This window comes from Coriobacteriia bacterium (genome assembly GCA_003149935.1).
Classification (GTDB): Bacteria; Actinomycetota; Coriobacteriia; order Coriobacteriales; family QAMH01; genus QAMH01.
In genome coordinates this window covers 270,477-291,447 of the sequence record QAMH01000004.1, presented here as the reverse complement: position 1 = coordinate 291,447, position 20,971 = coordinate 270,477, and the positions used below count along the sequence as shown (strand labels likewise).

The following is a 20,971-nucleotide window of genomic DNA, read 5'->3' as shown; positions in this document are numbered from 1 at the left end:
GGTGTGCATATGCAATATAGACAGTATATACACACCTATACACAGCCGTCAAGGGAGATAGGATAGAGGGATCATCAGACAGACGGAGCGTGCAGCGACTCTACGAACTCCTCGATGAGTCCGTTGACCTCATCGGGAGCATCGGTGTTGGCGTTGTGCCCGGCACCCGCAATCCACTCGAGCGGCAGCCCCGTGCGTTTCGTCCATGCGCGGTTATAGCGCATGGCTGAGCCCGCCTTGTCCTTCTCGCCGCATATCAACAGCGCCGGGCAATCGATCACGTACGGACGGCTCGCCTCGATCGCCTCGGCCAGCGCGCGAAAGCCGTGCGCCGTCAAATCGACGTATTCTGGCTTCTCGTAGTCGTCCATCATCGTGCGCATGAGCTGCATGCCGTAACCAGACGTGGCGACCTGCGCACCAAAGCGCTTGAGTGCATTCCACGGAATGGAGGCATACATCGCGTGCGTGTGCTTGAGCAAGAAGAGCTCGACGGCCGTGATGTATTCGCGCTGAAGCGGCGCGGAGTCAATGGAAACGAATCCCGCCGCCTTGCCGGGAAACAAATCCATATACGCTTGCGCGACATAGCCGCCAAGCGACTGTCCGACGAGAACGGGATGCTCGACTCCCTCCTGCTCGAGCAGGCCGTCAAGCACGCGCGCAAGGTCATCGAGGCTCCAGGTAAGCGGAAAGGGCCGCGACAGCCCGTGCGAGGGGCCATCCCAGACAAGACAGCGCATGCCCGGTTTGCCCGCAAAGTACTCCATCTGCCTATCGAACAGGCGATGATCGGCCGTCAGCCCCGGCAAGAAGACGAGGGTCCGTCCCGTAGGATCAGAGCCCCCGCTCGTCCAGTAGTGGATGATGCCGTCTTCGGCCTGGTAAGTCTTATGCTCCGGGGCATTGGGCATGTCTGTCTCCGTATTCCAACTTGATGGCCTCGTTTTACTCGACCTCACGCCAGCGCTTCAGATGCGGAAGTAACGTGGCCATGAGCGAGACGGCCTCCTCGCGCGAGCAGCCGATCGCCTCGGCCTCCATGTCCGCCGTCGCCTCGATGAACTCGTCCATGGTAACCCCCTTGGCAGTGAAACCGCCGTCGCTGAAGCACCACTTGCAATAGTCCGCGTTCTCGGAACCATCCGCATTCGTTCCATGCAGTTCCGCATCTGGAATGGGCATGCTGCAGCTCTGGCAATAGTAATCCATGGGCATCTCGAAAAAGCGCTCGAGCGGTACGTTGAACGTGGCGCAGATGAGCTTCACCATGTCGATACCCGGCTGCGTCTCACCAGTCTCCCAACGCGAGACCGCCTGCCTCGTTACGTAAAGCCTACGCGCCATCTCTTCCTGCGTAAGCCCCATCTCTTTGCGGAGCTTCTTGATAGTATCATTCATTGCCATGACATTGCCTTCCGATTGATTCTCGACTGGCCATGATTGTCCGCCACGGCAGCGCGCAGCTCAAGCAACCATCTGTTGCGCTCATGCACAAAGGGGTCTCTCGCAGGCGATGCCGAGAAATCCATTCGGCGAGAATGGCTTGTCGTATACAATTGACCGAAGTCACGCTTTCTCGCAATGGGGGCTATCGATGGGCAGCAAAGCCTCAGCCAATCTCATAGGATATTCGACCGCCATCATCCAGGCGATTTTATACTCGACCATGGGCATCTTCGGCAAGCTGTTGTATGCCACGGGTCTCGATTCCAGCCAGGCGATGATACTGCGCATGGGGTTCACCGTAGTTTATCTCGGTGCCCTGCTGCTGATATGGCGCAAGCACCGATTGTTCAGCCGTCATAAGGAGACATACATCCAGTCGGCATTCTTCTTCCTTTCGGCATGGATTTATCTCCTTGCGGTGCAGCATATGAATGCCGGTCTCGTGACGTGCATCTTCTATACGTTTCCCGCCGTGGTCGCCCTGCTCAACACGATAGTCTTCAAGGAAAAGATGACCTGGCGCGTGGTGATGGCATTGGCGCTTTCCATCATCGGCATCATCCTCATATCCGGAATACTCGAGCCGCATGCCGTGTTCATGGAGCCCCTTGGGGTGCTTTTCTCGGTCCTCGCCTGCCTTTCGTTCGCGGGCTATTCCGTGATAATCCACGTCACAAGCTCCGAGGAGAGCTCGTTTACCTCGACGTTCACGATGTCGACGGTCTGCCTGGTGGCATCGCTCGTTCTGTTTGCCCCAGAGGTCCCCGGCGCCTTCATGGGATTTGACCTGTACCGCTTTGGCATCGCGTCCGGCTTTGCCATCATTGCCACGATCCTGCCGATTGTCCTCTACATCGTCGCGATCAAGTACATCGGCTCCACCAAGGCGGCGATACTCAGCTTGATCGAAACCCCCGCATCGCTCTTCCTGGCATGGCTCATCCTAGGCGAGACACTATCCGTCATCCAGCTCGTCGGCGCAGTCGTCATCGTCGCATCCGTCCTCGTCATTACCCTGAAGGGCAAAGATACGGCATAGGACGGGGCTATGCCTCGGATGCGTTTGGGGTGGCCTCGCGCTTGCTCCCGGCTTCCTCGATCACACCCATGTCAAGGCGGAGCGTCTGCTCCACGATCTTCATGAGCTCCTCGTCCGAGACGCTGGGCTTGATCTTGGCTAACCCCACCAGGCCGTAAATCGTGACGCAGAGCATTTCGTATACGAGGTCGATCTCGATCTGATGATGGGCCGCATACTCCGTGACGATGTGGTCGCTGAAGCAGTCCACCGTCTCCTGCGCTGCCCGCACGCCGAACGCATCGCGCACCCCCAGCTCCTCGAGCACGTGAATCATCGGGCGCGGTTTGCCCTTTGCATCGTAGAGCACGTAACGGAAGGTGCGTATGCACTTCTTGAGCGACCCGGCGGTGTCGCCGAAGGTGCGCTCCTCGTTCCACGTGATGACGCTTTCCACAAGATCCTCGACATAGTCATCGAGCAGCGCCTCTATGACGCCATTCTTGTTTTGGAAGTGATAGTAGACGAGCTCGCGCGTGACGTTGGCTTCCTCGGCGATGGCGGTGACCGTCGTCGCATGGACTCCATTGCGCTCTATGAGTTTGCGTGCCGCGCTCACGATCGAGCCCTGCGTCCCAGAAAGACGTCGTGTTTCCATGAGATTCTTGCGTCGAGGTCTGACATGTGAAGCCGCTTTGGCGGGCGTGCGGTTGCCATATCGGGGGATATTAGTCATGAGTACCCCTTTCGGAGTCACCATAAAACCATACTCACGTTTCATAATCCAAGGGATTTTGTTAAACACTGGCATGTGCGCGGCTGCTACGCTCGGTGCGATTTCCTTGATTCATCGCACATCAGCTGGCCGAATCGAAGGAGCAGGTCACGGTCATTCTAAAGGCATGCTTCAAAGCCATCGACCCCACGTCACCGAACCGTCAGGGAAACGATATCGACACGCAGCATCGCACGGGACTCCGCGCACGCCGGGAAGCGTCGGTTTGCGACCGTCGTGCATGGCAAACCGCTTATAATGGCGCTCCCGATGGTTCGAATGCCCAAGTCGAGGAGGACCCATGCAATACGAAATCGAAGGCGGAGCGTTTCCCGTAGTGGTCTGCCACCTGGAGGCCGGTGAGCAGATGAAGACCGAGAAGGGATCGATGGTGTGGATGGATCCCTGCATGACCATGGAGACGACTGGCGGCGGTGTCGGTAAGATGTTCTCCAAGATGTTCTCGGGCGAGTCCATGTTCCAGAACATCTATACCGCGTCATCGGCCGGCCTCATCGCGTTCGGTTCGAGCTTTCCCGGCAAGATCCTTCCCATCCAAATCGAGCCTGGCAAGGGCTTCATCGCCCAGAAGATGTCGTTTCTCGCCTCGGAGATGGGCGTTGATTTGTCGATCTTCTTCAATAAGAAGATGAGTGGCGGCTTCTTTGGCGGCGAGGGCTTCATCATGCAGCGCATGAGCGGTCAGGGCATCGTCTTTCTGGAATGTGATGGCGAGCTGATGAAGTACGAGCTGGCCGCCGGGCAGAGCATGCTCATTGACACCGGCAACGTGCTCGGATTTACCGAGGGCATGACGATCGAGGTCGAGCGCATCCATGGAGCCAAGAACATCATGCTGGGCGGCGAAGGCCTCTTCAACACGAAGGTGACTGGCCCGGGTACGCTGTGGCTGCAGACGATGCCGCTCGCGACGCTGGCAAACTCCATCGCCGCGCACCTGCCCGTCTCCAGCTAGCGAAGGCGGCACAGGCGCGGAGCAATTCCCGCATGCGGCTTCGAATGCAAGCTATTCCTGAAGATGAAGCGGCGAGGAGCAACCCCTGCCGCTTCTCATGGATGCGTATTACCTGCAGAGCTCCTCGAGGCGATACTGCTTGATGAGCTCATCTGCGAGTGCCTTCTTGTCCGCGGGAAGTTCTCCCGGCGCTGTCGCAGCTTCCTGCTGCGGATGATCTTCGCAGCGGATGTCTTCGGCCGTCTCCTTCAACGTGGAGTCCACATGACCCTTCATCTGCGTACCGGCTTCCATGTCTGCTCCTTCAAGTAACCACATGTGTTACTCAGCAGGGTAACACGTCCGTGCCAGACGAATGCTCGGCCTTGGCGAGGTCCGTGTGCTTCCTGACGAAGGCGGCCTTCGCCTGCGTGTAACCATCGCGGTCGTGCTCGAACTCCTTCCAAAGCGAGAGCTTGAGGCGCTCGTACTCTTGGGCGACATCGGGATGGGCGTTGAGATAATCGCGGAAGTAAAGCTCATCATTGTCGCCGGCAATGCGCAAGTGGACGTGGAAAACCCGCTCGGCGAAGCCTTCCGGCGTGTAGCCCTTGTTGAGGTCGCGGTCGGCCATGGCCAGGTAGCCATGGGCTGCAAGCCGTGCCTTGGCGGATTCGATGGCCGCATCATCGGGTAGCTCGACGAGAATGTCGACGATGGGTTTTGCCCAGATGCCATCGATTGCCGTGCTACCGATGTGGTGGATTGCATGCGGCAGGCCCGGAGACAGGATGCCATCGAGCGCGGAGGCCTCCTCTCGATACCAGCCAGCCCAGCAATCCCGATGCTCCACGAGCTCGATGGGAAAGAGCTGCCAGAGCTCCTCAAGGGACATGTCGGTCAAGGATTTGGACACAGGTAGCGCTCCTTTGGTCGTGGCCATGGAGTCATTGTAAATACTCTTAGCCGGATTAGGACAGGCGCGAAAGGATAAGAGGAACCGCCGCACGGTAAACCCAAGCTCCATCTACAAACGCTTGCGCAGATAGACCATGTCGACAAGCCGAACACCGCCCTCGAATATGGGATGGTCGTAGTTTTCCGTGAAGAATCCTTCGACCACATGAGAGCGCTCGAAGCCGCATCGCTCGTAAAACGGCACGGTGAGCGGACTGTCGCCTGTCCCCACTTGCAGGATGTCATACTCGCCTGCATGGCGCATGGCCACGAAGTCGATGAGTATGCGCCCATAACCCTGGTGCTGGTGAGAGGGATTGACAGCGATGTTCTTGATCTCCAGCACGCCGTTGCCCACATCGTTCACAACGCACTCGCCCACCACGACGCCGTCGACCTCCAGGACGTACATCGTGCCTTCGTCGAGATAGCGATCGACCATGCTTTCCTGCTCATCGGCAAGCAGGAGCAGGGGCAGGTGACGCCGTCTGTCGCCATGTTCCTCGCGAATGAGCACGAACGGTTCTCCTTGAGACGCGGACTTTGGCATCATTGTAAATGCCATGAAGGGTCATCGCATCTGAATGACTCTTACAACCTCGGTGGCGAGATCATGCTCGCGCTCGATAGCAAAGAGCATCTGCTGACCAAGACGAGCATCATCTTCTGCCTGCTGGCATGCCGCACATGCGCGTCGGCATCCGCCGCGTGGACAAGCCGATCTTTCACTTCTCGATAGTGACGGCGACGAAGCACGACAACGGGGCGTACGGGAAGTGAGAAGCTGTTCTGACCATGGACTTTAACCACGCAGTATGATAGGATGGGTAGGCACTCACCGCTGCAACGGTGCGCGTATCTCAAGTATTCCTATCAGTTACTTGAGCGAGATAGCCACTCACATTGTGGGTGGTTATTTCATTTCATCTGCCTTGTGCCTACCACGACCGCCACGAGCAGAGCGGCAATCGAGGCATACAGCTGCAACAAGGCGACCAGAAACTCCATATCCATACGCGTACCTGCTTTCTGCCTAGCGAGATACGCTTGCACCTACCCATATCACCAGCCGCTTTCGCGACGAGCGACCCGGTGTTCAGATTTCAAGGAGCAGATGCTTCTCTGCTCGTATACGAACATTTGTTCTATTATAGCAACACAATCCGTATATGTCATATTTAATTTTGGGATACAATGAGATCATCCACGCGAAATGAGGGACACGCATGAGCCTGGTAAGAGTAATCATTCCCCTGTCAGGGAAGATTGGCGATAAAGAGACATCTGCCATACAGACACTGGCCCGTGACCTGGGCGCGATGGGCATCACCGTCACACTTCCCGACCCTCCCGCCGGCGGCGAGCTCGTCTTCGAGTACGACCGCGATGCCTACAAGCGCGGCGCCGGTCGCAAGAGAAAGCAAGCGCCTGCCGACAGCGCAATTGCCGGCATGAGCGAATCGGAGACCGACGACTGGCTCGTCAGAACGGCAGCCGAGACAATCGCCGAGGCCCTTGGCGTGTCACGCTCGACGGCGTATCGCCGCAAGGCAGAGGCCAAGCAGCGGGTGGAATATGCGATGGTGGAGGTGAAAGAGGAGTAATTGAGACTACGGCAGCTTTAAGCCAGTGTCCTCTTGCAATCTTTCCTCGGCTCATCGCAACTCTCGCAATCGTGAAGTGGCCACTGCACCAGCTCCGTCTCCCAATCGACGCCGCAATCATCCCACTGGCATTTCTCCATCATCACACGGCCGTCATCGTCGAAATCCACGCCCTCGGACTCGAGCATGGCATGTTGCTCCTCCGGTCCGCCAAACGCGAAGCTGCGTGCCGAACTCACTGCCTGCCCCAAGGTCGGTGCGGTGCTCGGTTAACCCTGCATCGCTCAATGCATCTAACCAGTACGGATTCCTTAACACGTGCATCACCGCATCTTGCATGTCGCTAGCCTCAAACAACGCAAGAAACGTGCTGAAATCGTCTTGCCCTGGAGCCACGTACTTGCCTTTGGCATCGACACGATTGGCTCTCCTGGTCAACTCGAAGAGCTCCTCGTTTGCATCGAGAAGCTTCTCGAGCGCATCCTTCAGAGTGTCCTCAAGGACAATGAGTTGGCTCATGCATCCCTCGAATGCAGGCGCTTCCTTCTCTAGTCCCGCGATTGTGGAGCCAAGCTCCTCGAAACACCACGAGATAATCCGCGCATCCACATTCGCCGATGCCGCATCTTCAAAATACACCTCAAGCTCGTCAATCAGCCGCTTATATACCTGGGCAAGCGATGGCGCGCTTCGCTTGATGAGCCCATGCAATTCTCTGCGTTCCGCATTCCACAACGCGCGTCTAGTAAGACTCAGTATCGGCCGACTATCCCCGGAAAGCACCTCATCGATATCAGCCAGCAAGTCGAAGGTCACATTGGCCTTGCCCGCCTCAATCCGACTCAATGCCGGCTGGTCGATGCCGATGGCATCCGCAAGTTCGCGCTGGGACATGCCCAGACCCATGCGCCGTGCTTTGATCTCCTGGCCGAGCTTCTGCCGGCGCTGCATCGTTCGATCAACGCGGCCTGACTCGTAGCTTGCCTCGTCTATTTCCTCGACGACGAAACTATCCTGAGAGCTCTCCCCACGTCCTGCCCGCAGCAGCGCAAGCTCGCTGTATTCGCTAAGCCCATGGGCATCCAGAATCTCGCCCAGGTTTTGCCTTCCCGGAGGTGGCACACGCTCACGTACCCAACGAAGGGCTAGGTCCGCACCGATATAGCGCTCCTCCTTCTCGACAAACGGAACGAAGAACGCCGGCACTTCATCCACGGAAACGTCTGAATCGATATCAATCTCGAAGCCTATATCATCGGCGTGACGCATGAACGCGCACGGCGAGGCCTTTCTGCGCGCGCTGTCCCGTATGGCAAAGTATTCGACCGTCATTGGTCACCACGCTCCTTTGCTATGCCAAGGTCTGCAAGATGCTGCCAGCGCGTGCTGACGATCTCCCATATCTTTTCCCGAAGGCAGTCGGGCATCGCATCTTCGAGTCCCCGGAAAAGGGATGCACCCCCATCAGAGAGCACGCTGCCTTGTAGCGTGCCTGACGGGACAAGTTCGAGATTGCGCTCGAGCGAACGCGATCCGATGTAGTTGTTTGCGTTTCTGTCAGCCATCGGATCGAACGTACGTATCCGCTCTTCGTCGTCGTAACACGAAAACGCGAAGGAGACGCCATGGTCAAAAAGTGGCGCAAGCTCGACCGTCCCGTCACGCAAGATAACCTCGATGTTCGCGCCATGGCGATCGCGATTGATGATGAGATAATCGAACGCCATCATCGCGTTAATCGCATCCGTCCATCCCCGTTTCGTGCAAAATTCGAGTGGCGACTCATCACCCCGGGCATTCAGGTCGATATAGGTGTCAAGGGCCTGGCGTCGCTCGTGGGGACGACGATAGTCCCTCGACTCGCTGAGCCACGTCTCGTGCGTCTGCCCCTTCACCATGACAAGTGCATGTACGAGCTTATAGGGGATATGGGAAATGCCGAGATTATCGAGCAGACGGCTCGCGATGAGCTCGTTCACGGATTCGTGTCCGTAAATACCCTGATGTCGGTCATAGCAGGAAAGCTTATAGTAGATGTTTCCCCTACTCGATTTGGTACGCGACTTGAGGAACGTGCCACCCGTGCCACTTGTGACGGCTTTCTCGTCCCACGCGAGATGCGTGTAGTCTTGTAACTTCTTTATGACATCGCGAGTACCCACTGGCAGCTCCTCGGTCTAATGTTGTTGTATGTATTATAATACATACATATTAAAGAGCGCTTCTCATTATCCGTCGGCTTCCCCACTAACTCATCGCGCTACAATGCTCTGAAAACCTACGAAGGAGGACACGGATGGAAGCGCTGCAACTCGTGCTGTTCCTGCTGGCGGCCGTGGTGGTCTCCAGCATCATCGGGCGCTTCCTGCCCGCGTTGTCGCTTCCCCTCGTGCAGATTGCGCTCGGTGCCGTCATCGCCGTCTTCGTCACGGGCTCCTTCGACACCGGGCTGGATGCCGAGCTGCTGCTCATCCTGTTCATCGCCCCGCTGCACTTCAACGAGTCGCGCCATGCCGATTCCGGCGCCCTCTGGAAGAGCCGCTGGGGCATCTTCTCGCTTGCCGTGGGACTCGTGCTCGTCACCGTCGTCGCCGTGGGCTTCGCGCTGCACGCGCTGCTTCCCGCCATCCCATTGGCCGCCGCCATCGCCTTTGGCGCCGCCATGGGATCGACCGACGCGGTGGCCGTCACGGAGCTCTCCAAGGACTTCCGCTTCGGCAAGCGCCACGAGACGCTTTTGATGGGCGAGGCGTTCTTCAACGACGTGACCGGTACGGTGGTGTTCAAGACCGCCATCGGATTTGCCCTCACGGGGGCGCTTTCCCTGGCGCACGCCGGCGAGGAGCTCGCCCTGGAGCTCTTCGGCGGACTTTTCGGAGGCGTCATCCTGGGCTTCGCGGCATGGCTGTTGCTGGAGTTCATCCGCCGTCGCGGCATCGACAGCCCCAACCTGCACGTGACTCTCGAGCTGCTCTTGCCCTTCGTGATCTACCTCATCTGCCACCAGATCCACATCGGCGCCGTCATCGCCGTGGTCATGGCGGGCATGGTCATGTCGCTTCTCCCCCATCGTCACACGCCCCAGACCGCGCGCCAGCGCATGCAGGCCAAGGGCGTCTGGGATACGCTCGGCTTCATCCTCAACGGCATCATCTTCGTCTTGCTGGGCATGCAGCTGCCCCGCTTCATCGCGCCGGCTGCCGACGGCGGCTTCGGCGATCCGTGGCTCATGTTCGGCGTCGTCATCGTCCTCACGCTAATTCTGGAAATCGTACGCTTCTGCTGGATCGCGGGGATGGACGTCGTGCACTGCCTCGCCCGCAGGCAGCCCGTGCGCACCTTGCTCGACGGCGAGCACTTTCGCAGTGCACTGGCCACGGCCTTCGCGGGCCCCAAGGGCGGCATCACGCTCTCGCTCATCCTGACAGTGCCCGTCACGCTACCGGCATCCGGGGCGCTCCCGGTCCACACCATGCTCGCGTCCATCGCTTCCGGCGTCATCCTGTGCACGCTCTTGCTGGCGAACTTCGCCGTGCCGGCGCTGGTACCGCACAAGGCCGATTCGCGCCGCACGAAAAGGCAGGTGGATGCCGAAGCGCGCCTACTCATGCGGGTCATCGAATCCATAAGGGCCGATGCCCACCAGACGGGATCGGTCACCGGGGAGGCATCGGCGCAGATGGCAGCCGTAAACGGCGATGTTGACGAACCGGCCACGGTCATCGTGATGAAGCGCTACGCCGACCAGCTCGCAGACATCGCCAAGCGCGCCTCCGCCGACGTGGCCGCGCAGGCCCGACAGGTGATAGCGCAATGCGACGAGCAATACGAGCGCATCGAGGAGCTCGACTCCGAGCTCAGGGAATCCGGTTTCTACGACGGTGACGAGGAGGCCGAAGACCCATCAATCCTCACCGCGCATTTTCGCGCCCTGCGTGACGTCTACGATGCGGTGGAGGACGTCCAGGCCCAGGCGCTTTCCCGCGAGCTCGAATACGTGAAGGAGATGGCCCACGACGGGCAGGTCGACCCCAAGCACGCCAAGGAGCTCCGTAACGACGTGTACATCCAGCAGCTCACGCTCTGAGGCGGAGGACACATCGCTTGCAAGCATCCAAGGCATCGAGAGCTGGTACATGCGCCATCCCACCGTGCCAAGGATTGCTTGTGCGTGACCGGCGAATGCCACGGCGGCACCGTAAGGCGCTTCTCGTTGTACACCTGACGCCAGGACATGACGCCCTTCTGGCAGATGAAACCTTCCTTGCACTCGCAGCCCGTGTAATCAGCGGGCTCCGTGCGGATGATCTTGCCGTCCTTGACGACCGTCTTCAGTGCGCAATACTCGTGGTCACCCCACCCAGGACACGCAGTGTAGACAAAACTCTCCTCGGACATTAGACCTCCCCCTTCTCTACTTCTCGTAGCTGACGATGAGAAGAGTCTATGGGGGCGCTGCGAGCCTCGTCTGTAACCTGTGTTACGGGCAGAGCCCCTTGGTAACGCATGTTACAAGCGAATCGGTTATGGAAAGCTAGGCACCACGTTGCCAGGATGCGCTGATGAAACCTCAGCGCCGCGAACGCTCTTCCAGCGCCGATGCCATGACGCGCGAGACGCTCACGCGGTTCATGTTGAGGACACGCCCAATCGTCTCGTGCGTAACGGCCGTCAGGTCGACGCCTGCTCCTTCAAGCTCATCGAGAAGCCAAGCGACCTTCTCGGCTCCGGACATCTCGGATACTAAAGTAAGACTTTCTAGGAAGTCCTTGCTGCGGTTGGTGAGCTCGATCAGTATCTTCCATGCAAAGTCAGAGTCTTCGCGAAAGCACTCCCGCACAATCTCTAGCTGAATAGCGCAGAGATGGGCGTCTGTGAAGACGTATCCGAAATGAGAATCGGTGTATCCGGCAGAATATCGCTCGGTGGACCCCGCAACCCGAATTATGTTGACGACGTATCCTCTATGCCCAAGAAAGCATCCTTGAGTCTTTCCACTCTCCGTCAATAAAACCGTGGCGATAACACCGGATTTCACGATGAGTATCTCCGAAGAGAACTCAGCAGAAGGAACGATTGCGCCACGTTTGACGAACAGCTGCCTCCCTCGATGCCGCGCAGAGCTTGCAGCGCGTCTGCTCGTTAAGGGATTTGCAAAACGGGTTCATCTCCGCATCGGAGCACGGGCAAGAACCGAAAACCGTTGGTTGCCCTTGCCGATCGACCGTGCACTCCATAGCAACCTCCATGCGAGATCAATACGCCATCGGATAGTCTACGTGGAACACCCTGCAGGCAAGACGATAGTAGCACGCGCATCCCATCTTGGTAACGCCTACGTTTCCTGAAGATTGCGCAAGTCGTCGGGCTCGACCGTCACCCGAGTGGCGACCTCGCACGGATCGATCGCGTAGTTTGGCTGCGTGATCGACGGGTCGGGCATCGCACCAACGCGCTCGACCAAGAGCGGGCGGTCAATCTCCTTGTACAATCCGAAGTCAAGGGCGCGCTGGGGACATGCCTCGACGCAGATGGGCGCAAGTCCCTCCTCGACCCTGTCGAAGCATCCATCGCACTTCTGGACGCATCCGCTTGCCCCGTCGAGGCGCGGGGCGTGATACGGGCAGGCCAGAACGCAAATCTGGCAGCCAGTGCATGCCTCGGTGTCAATCATCACGAAGCCGAAATCGCCTTTGATGACCGCGTCCACGGGACACACCCTCAGGCACGCCGGGTTCGAGCAATGGTTACAGGACATGGAGATGTAGAAGGCGAAGACATCCTGCTCCCACGCCCCATCCCGATCCTGCTGCCAGGTTCCTCCCGCGTACTCGTAAACGGTGCGGAAGGAAACATTCGAACCAAGGTCGTGATAGTCCTTGCACGCCATCTCGCATGTCTTGCAGCCCGTGCACAGACCCTGGTCATAGGAAAAGCCAAATTGGCTGCCATGCGCATCTTCGTCAATCACGCGCTCTCACCTCCCCCACGGTCTTCTCTTCGTTCGAGCTCCTCTCGCTCCGCATCCGATAGCAAACGAATCCTGACCAAGCACGAGTTGTGGGGATTACCATAAGACCAGGCCGTCGGCTCGTCCGATGTCAGCGTATTGGAGCAGGCGCCCCAATCAAGACGGTCGCCTTCCATATCCGCATCATGCCAGCCTCCCTCGGGCAAGCTCACGACGCCGGGCATGATCCTCGGCGTTATGCGAACGCGGCAGACGAGGGCTCCGCGGCCGTTCTCCACCACGACGGGCGTCTCCGGTCCTATCCGCAGCGCCCCGGCATCAACCGGGTTGATCAGGAGCCTCCGTGCAGTCACCGCCTCGATCTCCCTGACGTTTGCCATGCTCGAGTGAACGCTTTGACGTCCGTGGTGGGTGATGAACTGGAACGGAAAGCTCCCGTCCGCGGCCACCTCCGCCCCCTCCGGATCGGGAACATATGCCGGAATGGGACTCATCATCCGCACCTGGTCATGATCCATGCGCGACATCCGCTCGGCCACGCGCTGCGAGTAGATCTCTATCTTCCCCGAAGGCGTGGGCAGGGGGTTCGCATCGGGATCCTCTCGGAAAGCCCGGTAGGCAACCATGCCGAGCTCCTGCGACTGCAGGACGAGACCGTCTTTGGAAAGTGCATCGAAAGCGTGCTCGCATTTCGAGAGGTCGCTTTCGGCCCAGCGGGACTCCTCGGATTCGACGTGACTCGACCCCCTGCTGCAAAACGACTCCTCCACCCCCAGACGCCGGGCAAGATCATGAGCAACATCCCACGCCGGCCTGCGATCGTGCAAGTCGGCATCCCATGACTCGCACCCGATGACCGCCCGCAATCCATCGGAGTTTCCCGAAGCCCTGAGCGATGCCTGCTCGACCTGCGCAACGTCGGGCAAGATGATGTCGGCATATCGCATCGAATCGGTCATGACCACATCGATGCCCACGATGAACTCGCACAGGCTCTCGTCGGCCAGTATCTCGTGCGTGCGGTTGATATCGGCGTGCTGGTTCGTCAGCGCGTTTCCGGCATGGTTGATGATGAGCTTGACCGGGACGCTCAGTCCATCGGATCCGCGGACCCCCGCATCGTCCCTCGTCATCTTCGCCGCATCGAAGACGGCGCGTGACCACGAGAAAGCGGGTATCGTCGTCTTCACGGGATTCTCGCCGACGAAATCGTCGGGCAGGCAGGGTGCGAACAACCGCTCGCGGGCGCCGCCGTTGGTGCCGGGCAGGCCGATATTGCCCGTAAGGATGGCAAGCAGGCAGATGGCCCGTGCGGATTGCTCCCCACAAGCCGTGCGCTGCGGTCCCCATCCCTGCATGACGAACGCGCGTCGCGCATGCGCGAGCTCATGGGCGAACGTGGCTATCCTCGTCGAGGGACAACCCGTGATCCTAGCCGCCCAAGTGGGCGTCTTCGGCACGCCGTCGGACGCATCGCCAAGTACATAGCTCTTGTATCCCTCGGTCGCGTCAACCCCCTCCGGCATCGTCGGGGCATCGTAGCCGACGCAGTACCTATGGACGAACTCCTCGTCGACGAGCCCTTCGGTGATGAGGACGTACGCCACGCCCGCGACGAACGCGGCATCCGTCCCGGGCCTGATGGGAATCCACTCGTCGCCCTCCTGGATGACCGCATCGCTTTGATAGGGATCGATGGCGACCGTCTTGAAGGGGCGCCCCTCGGCCAGCGCCCTCTCCCTTGCCCGGGCGAACCGATACGCCCCACTCGCCCCTCCCATGCGCGTGAGGGCGGGATTGGCTCCGAAGAACACCACCAGATCGGCATGGGCGGCCTCGTCGAGCGTCGATCCGGAATAGTAGCCGTCATCCCCGTAAAGCAAATCGCAGGCAGCCTGGAGCTGCATGCAGCTGTAGTCACCGTAAATCCCGAGATGTCCGCCATAGCAGTTCATGAGCCTCTCGAAGGGGGACCCCGATGCGGACCAGATGGCCGTCGCATAGGGAATGAGGACAGCCTCGTTTCCCCACGTCTTCACGGTGTGCTCGATGCGACTGGCGATTTCGTCGAGGGCCTCGTCCCAACTCACGGGCTCGAACAGGCCCGATCCGCGCGGTCCGACGCGTCGCAGGGGCTCGTTCAGGCGCTCGGGACAATCGACCCAATAACGCAGTGCCCGCCCGCGCAGGCAGGCGCGCATCCGCGGAACTCCCGAGGCCTCCTCGCCGTTGTCGGTCTCGACCCACAGGATCTTTCCGTCACGCACCTGGAGACGCAGCAGGCAACGCGATCCGCAATTGAACGAGCACGTCTGCCGAACCTCGCTGATCCCCGAGCGATCGGCGCGCTGTGAGGCCCACCTGGTCATCGTTGCCTCGCAAGATGTTCGAGCGCGGCATCTTCCGCAACGAGCAGCCTCTTGAGAACGTCGAGAGTGACCCGGCTGTCGCAGGTATCACCATAGAACGCCACCAGAACCGTGTAGATGTCTTCGGACGTATCCTGCACGCACAGGAACCCGGCAGGCTCCAGCTTGAAGAGCACGCCGCGAGCATCCTTCTCATCGGAATGCCGCGAGATGAAGCCCCGTTCTTCCAGGCGCACCGAAGCCGTCGCCACGTAGGCACGTCCCGTGCGCAGGAAGCGAACCATGTCCTTGGCGCGATGAATCTTCTCGCCAAAGCGCTTCTTCGGATACAGCTCGAGCAGAAAGCGGAAATCGGTGACCGAGAAACCAGCCGAACGCTTTACCGTCGTCACGAAAACCTGGAAGACCTGCGCGTAGGCCAGCAGGCAATATCGCGACCCGCATTCCGGATCCGAGCAATCGATGTCCTGCTTGTGCGAATAAAATCCGCCGGGGACCAGGAGCACTGACCGCACGAAACCCGCAAGGACCCTCTTGTCCTCATCGGAAAGCGCGCTCGCGCAAAGCCCGAAGAACCCATCGAGCTCGGCAACGTAATTCGCCGCCTCATCCTTTCCTCGTTCCGTCAGCTCATAGCATCCATCAGGAGCGCTGCATGTGACCAAGCCCTGATCTTCCAGTGACTCAAGAGTCGCACGCGCATCATCCGGCTTGATCGCCAGCGCCCTCGAAAGGTCCATCGGACGCAAGCGCGCGCAACCGGGCAAGGTGAGTTGAATGATGATTCGAAAGCGAGTGGAAAGGGCATCCTTGAGGGCCCCCTGGGAAAACCCGCGATACGCCTTTGCCAGCACGGCGCACCAAAGAGTAACGGCATGTGCCTTGGAACAGTCCATCGCCGCCCCCTCCTCCGCCATCAAGGATGCGCCCGTAACGCGAGCGGCACCCGTTTCGCTGCCATTATAGGGCAACGAATGCGGGCGCCGCATCAAGGCGATGGCTATCGCAGGCCCGAAGGGAGCGTGCTCATTCCGAAGGGGCGAGAAGCGCGATGAGGGACATCGCCAGCTCGGCCATCAAGCGGTAATAGCTCGCGGAGGACTCCTCCAGTTGCATGGCGAACCGACCGACCCAGGGAGCGAGAACGTCTGTGGCAAACGCGCTCGCCTCCCGTGTGCAAGCCGGATCTTCCACGGCACGGCGAACGTACTCGCTGCAGCAGAGGAGCTCTATTCCGATATGATCCTCGTACTGGTTGTTCTCGTTACTCACCACGAGGCCAAGCTGGCGGAGACGTTCGCGCATGCGGAAGGTCGGCTCGCCAAACCCCGAGACGACGTCCTCTCGTTCGTAGAACGTCTCCCAAGGCGCCACGGCGGGCTCCGGCGGCCCGATGAAGAGACGCGCGTACTCGACGGAAACGTCCCTGACCCGCTCATCGCGCGAGACGGACTCGCCTTTGGCGGCCCACTGGAAGCAACGCTCCAGCACCGTCGCGACGCCCTCGTCCCCGAAATCGGGAAACGCGGCCCAGAACGCGCGGTCAAGGCCCGCATCGGATGCCTGGCTCATCGGCTTCAGGAATGAGTTGCCGACGAACGCGAATGCCTCGGCAAGCTCGTCGCAGATGACGTTCGCATGCGCCATGATCCTACTCCTCGCCCCCGCGCTTGACGACGAGCTCGCCGACGAGAACCATGAATCCCAATACCACCAGCGAGACGACACCACATACCACCAGTATCTCGATGGCAGTGGGTGCATAGGAGCTCAGAACCGCGAACGAGCTCGTGCCGGTCGCATGAGCCGCCACGCTCGAGCCGGAAATGATGCCCGGGGCGCCCATGACGTTGGGCGTGATGAAGGCCGTGAACAGCAGCCAGATGCGCTTGCAGAAGACGCCGACGACGATGAGCACGCAGGCGATGTTGACCATCCTCTTGTTCTGGCGGTTCTTGGCGAACACCAGGATGCAGAAGGGAATGACCAGGCCGCAGATTATCTCGAACCAGAAGAACGGCGCGGTCGCCCCCTGCGTGAGCTCCGTCAAGATGACGACGGCCCCATGGGAACCCGGATACATCATGGTGAGCAGCTCGCAGAAGATGAAGAACGCGTCCACGGCCACGCACGTGCAGAGCAGGCCGGCAAGGGAGGAGAACAGGTCACGCGACGTCTCGTACACGCCCATCTTCTTCAGGGCGCCCAAGACCAGCAGCAGCAGCGCGAGGCCGGAATCCATTGCCGAGGCAACGAATATGGGGGCGAGGATGGCGGAATACCAGCCTTCCTTCGCCATCTCGAGGCCGAAAATCCATGCGGTCACCGAATGGACCAGGATGGCACACGGAAGCGCGAAGCGGGACACAATGGAGACCGCCCTCTGGTTCTTCTTGGTCATGAACACCAGGTAGAGGATGTTGATGATCAGATAGCACGTGATGACGCAGATATCCCAGACCAGCGGCGAGGTCGGATTCGGCCCGGTGAGGATGCGCCAGACGCGCTGGATACCGCCAAGGTCGACCAGCACGAGCATGCCGGCGGCGCATATGCACACCGTCGACAAGATGATGGCGGGCAGGGCGACTGCCTTGAACTTGACGATGTGGAAGACCGAAGCCGAGGAGGCGACGATGAGTCCACCTGCCGAAAGGCCCACGAAGAACATGAAGCAAGTGATGTAGAGACCCCAGGAAGTGCCGTTGTTCATGCCGGTCACAGTGAGGCCCATTATCAGCTGGTAGATCCAGCAGCCCACGCCCACCGCCACGAAGGCGGCCAGCACGACCGTCAAGGGCTTGTATCGTTTGAGAAGTTCCATGGATGGCTCCTAATCGAAGTAGTGGACGGACGGACGTGTGCCCTGCTCCTCGAGCAGCACCCAGGCCTTTCGGTCGCGAATGGTCTGGGAAATCTCGCTGTTCGGATCATCGAGGTCACCGTAGATGCGCGCATGGGCCGGGCAGCAGACGACGCACATCGGCTTCTCGCCCCGATCGGTGCGCTCCTTGCAGAGCGTGCACTTTTCGGCCACGCCCTTGGGACGCACGGGAACCTCGGCATCTCCGTAATTTGCGCCGGTCACACGCGTGGGGACCTGCCAGTTGAAGTTGCGCGCGTTATAGGGACACGCCGCCATGCACATGCGGCAGCCGATGCACTTGTCGTAATCGATCTCGACGCGGCCCTTATCGTCCTTGTAGGTCGCGCCCGTGGGGCAGACGCGTTGGCAGGCCGCGTTCTGGCAATGCTGGCAGGCGACGGGAAGGAACGTCCTCGTGACGTTGGGGTACGTTCCCTCGGCACCGTCCACGACATCGCAGTTCTCGGTGAGCACCCTGTTCCACAGCATGCCCTCGGGAACGTTGTTCTGCATCTTGCACGACAACGCGCACGTATGGCAGCCGACGCAGCGGCTGAGGTTGATGGCGATGGCTAATCTTGTCATGACGAACCTCCTATGCTCTCTCGATTTCGACGAGCGTGTCCGAGAAGGGAATGACCGGACCGCACATCAGGTCGTAGCCACGCTCGATCATGGTGTTGTTCGTCACGCTCTGAAGATTGCCCTCGACGGTGTAGTCCGCCGTGGCGGCCTCGTATATGCGAACCGAGCCGGGACGGATGGCGTTGTTCGAGGCAACATGGACCTCGAAGCTGCCCCTGTCGTTGAACACGCGCGCCACATCGCCCGTCTTGAGTCCGCGGCTTTCCATGTCAGTCGGATTCAACATGACGAGCGGCTCGTACATGAGCTGCAGCCAATCGGAATCGTAGAACTGGTTGTGGATGCGGAAACGCGTGCGCGTGTTGGTCAGCTGCAAGGGGAAGGTCTTGCGCAAGTCCTCGTTGGCGATCTCGGTGCACGCCTCCCAGCGGGGTAGCTGCTGGTCGAAGGGCACCATGTTGTCGTAGTAGAGCTCCATACGCCCGGAAGGCGTGGGGAACACGCCGTCGGAGACGACCTCGCGAATCTCCTCGCGGCCGGGAACGGGCCAGACCGCGCCCTCCTCCGCTATCTTCTCGACCGTCAACTGGGAAACCCACGACTCTTCCGACGTGGACAGGATCGCATTGCAGCGATCGACCGAACTGGCGGGAATGCCAGCCTCGAGACCCAGGCGCTTTGCGAGCTCGCGCTGGATCCACAGGTCGGTGCGTGCCTCGAACAGCGGGTCGATGACCTTTTCCTGGATGACGATCTGGCTGTATCCGGTTTTCACGTTTCCATAGGGCTCGTCATACTCGAAGCGCGAGGTGCACGGAAGAATGTAATCGGACCACTTGGCGCCTTCGGTGAAGTACGGGTCCATGGTCACGATGAAGTCGAGCGTCTTTGCCCACTCGCACGTCTCGTTCATGTTCGCCATGTGCTGCGCGACGATGTCACCGCAGAAGATGGCCGCATGGCAGTTGTTCTCCTTGAAGGGCATGTCGTAGATGTTCACCTCGGAGTCGGCGGCCGCCCAGTCCGCAGGCATCTCCCATGCACCAAGCTCTGGCGCATAGCTGTTGTATTCCTGGCCGACGTAAACGCCCACGCCCGTTCCGGGCTTGCCCACGTTGCCGGTGACAGCCACGAGCACCGCAGCCGCATGGCCGGCGATGTCGGCGTTGGTCATCTTGTCGTTGCCGCCCCAGCCGAGTGCGAGCGAGGAGGGTCCCTTTGCGTACTCTTCCGCAAGAGCCTCTATGCGGTCGGCATCGATGCCGGTAATTTCGGCCGCCCAATTGACCGTGTAGGGCTTCTGGGTTTGCAAGAGCAGGTCCCATACCGTAACCGCCCTGCGACCGCGAACCACAGCCGAACCGGAGAGGGAGGGATTCGGGCAGCTCGCGTACGGAACCGCCGCCCCCGTCGCCGGGTTGATAACGTAGTAGGGATTCTGCTGGCCCGTCTCGGGCTCCTCCGCATCGGAGCGCACGGCATGGTCGCGGATGATCATGCCCGTCTCGGCATCGACCAGGAACGGCATGCTCGTATGGCGGCGCATGAAGTCGGTATCCGTCAGGTCATTGTCGATGATGTGGGAGATCATGCCCAGAAACAGCGCCGCATCAGTACCGGGCTCGATGGGAATCCACTCGTCGGACTTCGACGCCGTGGTGGAATAGTGCGGGTCGACCGTCACCATATGGGCGCCGGCCTCCTTTGCATCGAAGAAGGTGAAGCAGTTGGGCAGACTGGACTCGCAGTAATTCGAGCCCACCGTCAAGACGAGCTTGGAACGCGTCCAGTCACGTGCCTCGGGAGCGCACATGGCATACCCGGAGCCAAACCCCATCGCGGGATCGAGGCCATTGCCAATGCCGACGTCGATGCCGTCAAAGCCACCGGTCTGGGCACCCAGCATGGGAGCCAGGAAGCCAAAGTCGGCCTCGGCGGTGGCGACGACCATGACGGAATCGCGGCCGTGTGCATCCTGGGTCTTCTTGATGAGGTCACTGACCTCGTCAAGCGCCTGATCCCAGCTAATGGGCTCGAACTGTCCCGAACCACGCTCGCCGACGCGCTTGAGCGGGGTCTGTACGCGCCCCTTTCCGTAGATGTGGGCGACTTCCGAGATTCCCTTTAGACAGATTGTCTGGAAATCTGGATTTCCCACGCCGTTGGGCTGGACCTTCACCATGCGACCATCGCGCACCGTGCAGGCAAGCGAGCACATGCCACCGCAGTGGCTTTGGTGATAGGTACGTGCCACGTGCTCCTCGGGAGCTGCCTCGGCCTGTGACAACCAGCCCTTCGTCGTCGTCATGCCACCAGCGCAGGCAAGGCCCAGGGCCCCTGCCGTCACACCCGAGACTTTCAGGAAGTCTCGACGGCTCAATCCCCTGCCAGTTATCGAAGAATCAGCCATTACCCCTCCTTG

Annotated in this window: 20 protein-coding genes; 5 read left to right on the top strand and 15 right to left on the bottom strand. The window is 59.9% G+C overall.

The window, feature by feature from the left end:
* Positions 1-74 precede the first annotated feature (74 nt).
* Both DBY20_01695 and DBY20_01690 read right to left on the bottom strand, forming a co-directional pair.
* A complete protein-coding gene (locus DBY20_01695; GenBank protein ID PWL79959.1) occupies positions 75-914 on the bottom strand; it encodes an alpha/beta hydrolase in 840 nt (279 codons plus the stop codon).
* Positions 915-948: 34 nt separating this feature from the next.
* A complete protein-coding gene (locus DBY20_01690) occupies positions 949-1,407 on the bottom strand; it encodes an XRE family transcriptional regulator (GenBank protein ID PWL79958.1) in 459 nt (152 codons plus the stop codon).
* Between the two features lie 109 nt (positions 1,408-1,516).
* On the opposite strand from DBY20_01690, the gene DBY20_01685 reads away from it, so the two are divergent.
* Complete coding sequence (locus DBY20_01685; protein ID PWL79957.1) at positions 1,517-2,488, top strand: hypothetical protein; 972 nt, start codon at positions 1,517-1,519, stop codon at positions 2,486-2,488.
* Positions 2,489-2,495: 7 nt separating this feature from the next.
* Here DBY20_01685 and DBY20_01680 read toward each other — a convergent pair whose 3' ends face one another.
* Positions 2,496-3,203 carry a TetR/AcrR family transcriptional regulator gene (locus DBY20_01680; protein PWL79956.1) on the bottom strand — a complete coding sequence of 236 codons (708 nt, stop codon included), beginning with the start codon at positions 3,201-3,203 and terminating at the stop codon, positions 2,496-2,498.
* A 113-nt stretch (positions 3,204-3,316) separates the two neighbouring features.
* On the opposite strand from DBY20_01680, the gene DBY20_01675 reads away from it, so the two are divergent.
* Both DBY20_01675 and DBY20_01670 read left to right on the top strand, forming a co-directional pair.
* On the top strand, positions 3,317-3,580 hold the full coding sequence (locus tag DBY20_01675; protein PWL80006.1) for a hypothetical protein: 264 nt from the start codon (positions 3,317-3,319) through the stop codon (positions 3,578-3,580).
* The gene (locus DBY20_01670; protein ID PWL79955.1) at positions 3,544-4,218 is read left to right on the top strand and encodes a TIGR00266 family protein; all 675 of its coding nucleotides are present in this window, start codon (positions 3,544-3,546) and stop codon (positions 4,216-4,218) included. Before DBY20_01675 ends, DBY20_01670 begins: the two co-directional genes overlap by 37 nt.
* Positions 4,219-4,326: 108 nt before the next feature.
* On the opposite strand, the gene DBY20_01665 is transcribed toward DBY20_01670, so the two are convergent.
* The 3 genes from DBY20_01665 to DBY20_01655 form a co-directional block, all read right to left on the bottom strand.
* Positions 4,327-4,512 carry a hypothetical protein gene (locus tag DBY20_01665; GenBank protein ID PWL79954.1) on the bottom strand — a complete coding sequence of 62 codons (186 nt, stop codon included), beginning with the start codon at positions 4,510-4,512 and terminating at the stop codon, positions 4,327-4,329.
* Between the two features lie 31 nt (positions 4,513-4,543).
* Positions 4,544-5,113 carry a GrpB family protein gene (locus tag DBY20_01660; protein PWL79953.1) on the bottom strand — a complete coding sequence of 190 codons (570 nt, stop codon included), beginning with the start codon at positions 5,111-5,113 and terminating at the stop codon, positions 4,544-4,546.
* A gap of 111 nt (positions 5,114-5,224) precedes the next feature.
* Positions 5,225-5,671, bottom strand: a complete 447-nt coding sequence (locus DBY20_01655; protein PWL79952.1) for a GNAT family N-acetyltransferase — start codon at positions 5,669-5,671, stop codon at positions 5,225-5,227.
* A gap of 709 nt (positions 5,672-6,380) precedes the next feature.
* On the opposite strand from DBY20_01655, the gene DBY20_01650 reads away from it, so the two are divergent.
* Positions 6,381-6,758 carry a hypothetical protein gene (locus tag DBY20_01650; GenBank protein ID PWL79951.1) on the top strand — a complete coding sequence of 126 codons (378 nt, stop codon included), beginning with the start codon at positions 6,381-6,383 and terminating at the stop codon, positions 6,756-6,758.
* Positions 6,759-6,911: 153 nt separating this feature from the next.
* On the opposite strand, the gene DBY20_01645 is transcribed toward DBY20_01650, so the two are convergent.
* Together DBY20_01645 and DBY20_01640 are read right to left on the bottom strand one after the other, a co-directional pair.
* Entirely contained in the window at positions 6,912-7,709 is a 798-nt protein-coding gene (locus DBY20_01645) for a hypothetical protein (protein ID PWL80005.1), read from the bottom strand.
* Between the two features lie 377 nt (positions 7,710-8,086).
* A complete protein-coding gene (locus DBY20_01640; GenBank protein PWL79950.1) occupies positions 8,087-8,920 on the bottom strand; it encodes a hypothetical protein in 834 nt (277 codons plus the stop codon).
* 134 nt (positions 8,921-9,054) lie between these two features.
* Between DBY20_01640 and DBY20_01635 the strand changes: the two genes are divergently transcribed.
* Positions 9,055-10,845 carry a hypothetical protein gene (locus tag DBY20_01635; protein ID PWL79949.1) on the top strand — a complete coding sequence of 597 codons (1,791 nt, stop codon included), beginning with the start codon at positions 9,055-9,057 and terminating at the stop codon, positions 10,843-10,845.
* Positions 10,846-12,093: 1,248 nt separating this feature from the next.
* Here DBY20_01635 and DBY20_01630 read toward each other — a convergent pair.
* The 7 genes from DBY20_01630 to DBY20_01600 form a co-directional block, all read right to left on the bottom strand.
* Positions 12,094-12,648 carry a dimethyl sulfoxide reductase subunit B gene (locus DBY20_01630; protein PWL80004.1) on the bottom strand — a complete coding sequence of 185 codons (555 nt, stop codon included), beginning with the start codon at positions 12,646-12,648 and terminating at the stop codon, positions 12,094-12,096.
* Between the two features lie 77 nt (positions 12,649-12,725).
* A complete protein-coding gene (locus DBY20_01625; GenBank protein PWL79948.1) occupies positions 12,726-15,098 on the bottom strand; it encodes a dimethyl sulfoxide reductase subunit A in 2,373 nt (790 codons plus the stop codon).
* Positions 15,095-15,994, bottom strand: coding sequence for a hypothetical protein (locus DBY20_01620; GenBank protein PWL79947.1), 900 nt, complete (start codon positions 15,992-15,994; stop codon positions 15,095-15,097). The genes DBY20_01625 and DBY20_01620 overlap by 4 nt, the downstream gene beginning before the upstream one ends.
* Positions 15,995-16,124: 130 nt before the next feature.
* Entirely contained in the window at positions 16,125-16,862 is a 738-nt protein-coding gene (locus DBY20_01615) for a molecular chaperone TorD (GenBank protein PWL79946.1), read from the bottom strand.
* Positions 16,750-17,922, bottom strand: coding sequence for an oxidoreductase (locus DBY20_01610; GenBank protein ID PWL79945.1), 1,173 nt, complete (start codon positions 17,920-17,922; stop codon positions 16,750-16,752). The genes DBY20_01615 and DBY20_01610 overlap by 113 nt, the downstream gene beginning before the upstream one ends.
* 9 nt (positions 17,923-17,931) lie before the next feature.
* Positions 17,932-18,549, bottom strand: coding sequence for a 4Fe-4S ferredoxin (locus tag DBY20_01605; protein PWL79944.1), 618 nt, complete (start codon positions 18,547-18,549; stop codon positions 17,932-17,934).
* Positions 18,550-18,559: 10 nt separating this feature from the next.
* The gene (locus tag DBY20_01600) at positions 18,560-20,959 is read right to left on the bottom strand and encodes a molybdopterin oxidoreductase (GenBank protein ID PWL79943.1); all 2,400 of its coding nucleotides are present in this window, start codon (positions 20,957-20,959) and stop codon (positions 18,560-18,562) included.
* Between the last annotated feature and the right edge of the window lie 12 nt (positions 20,960-20,971).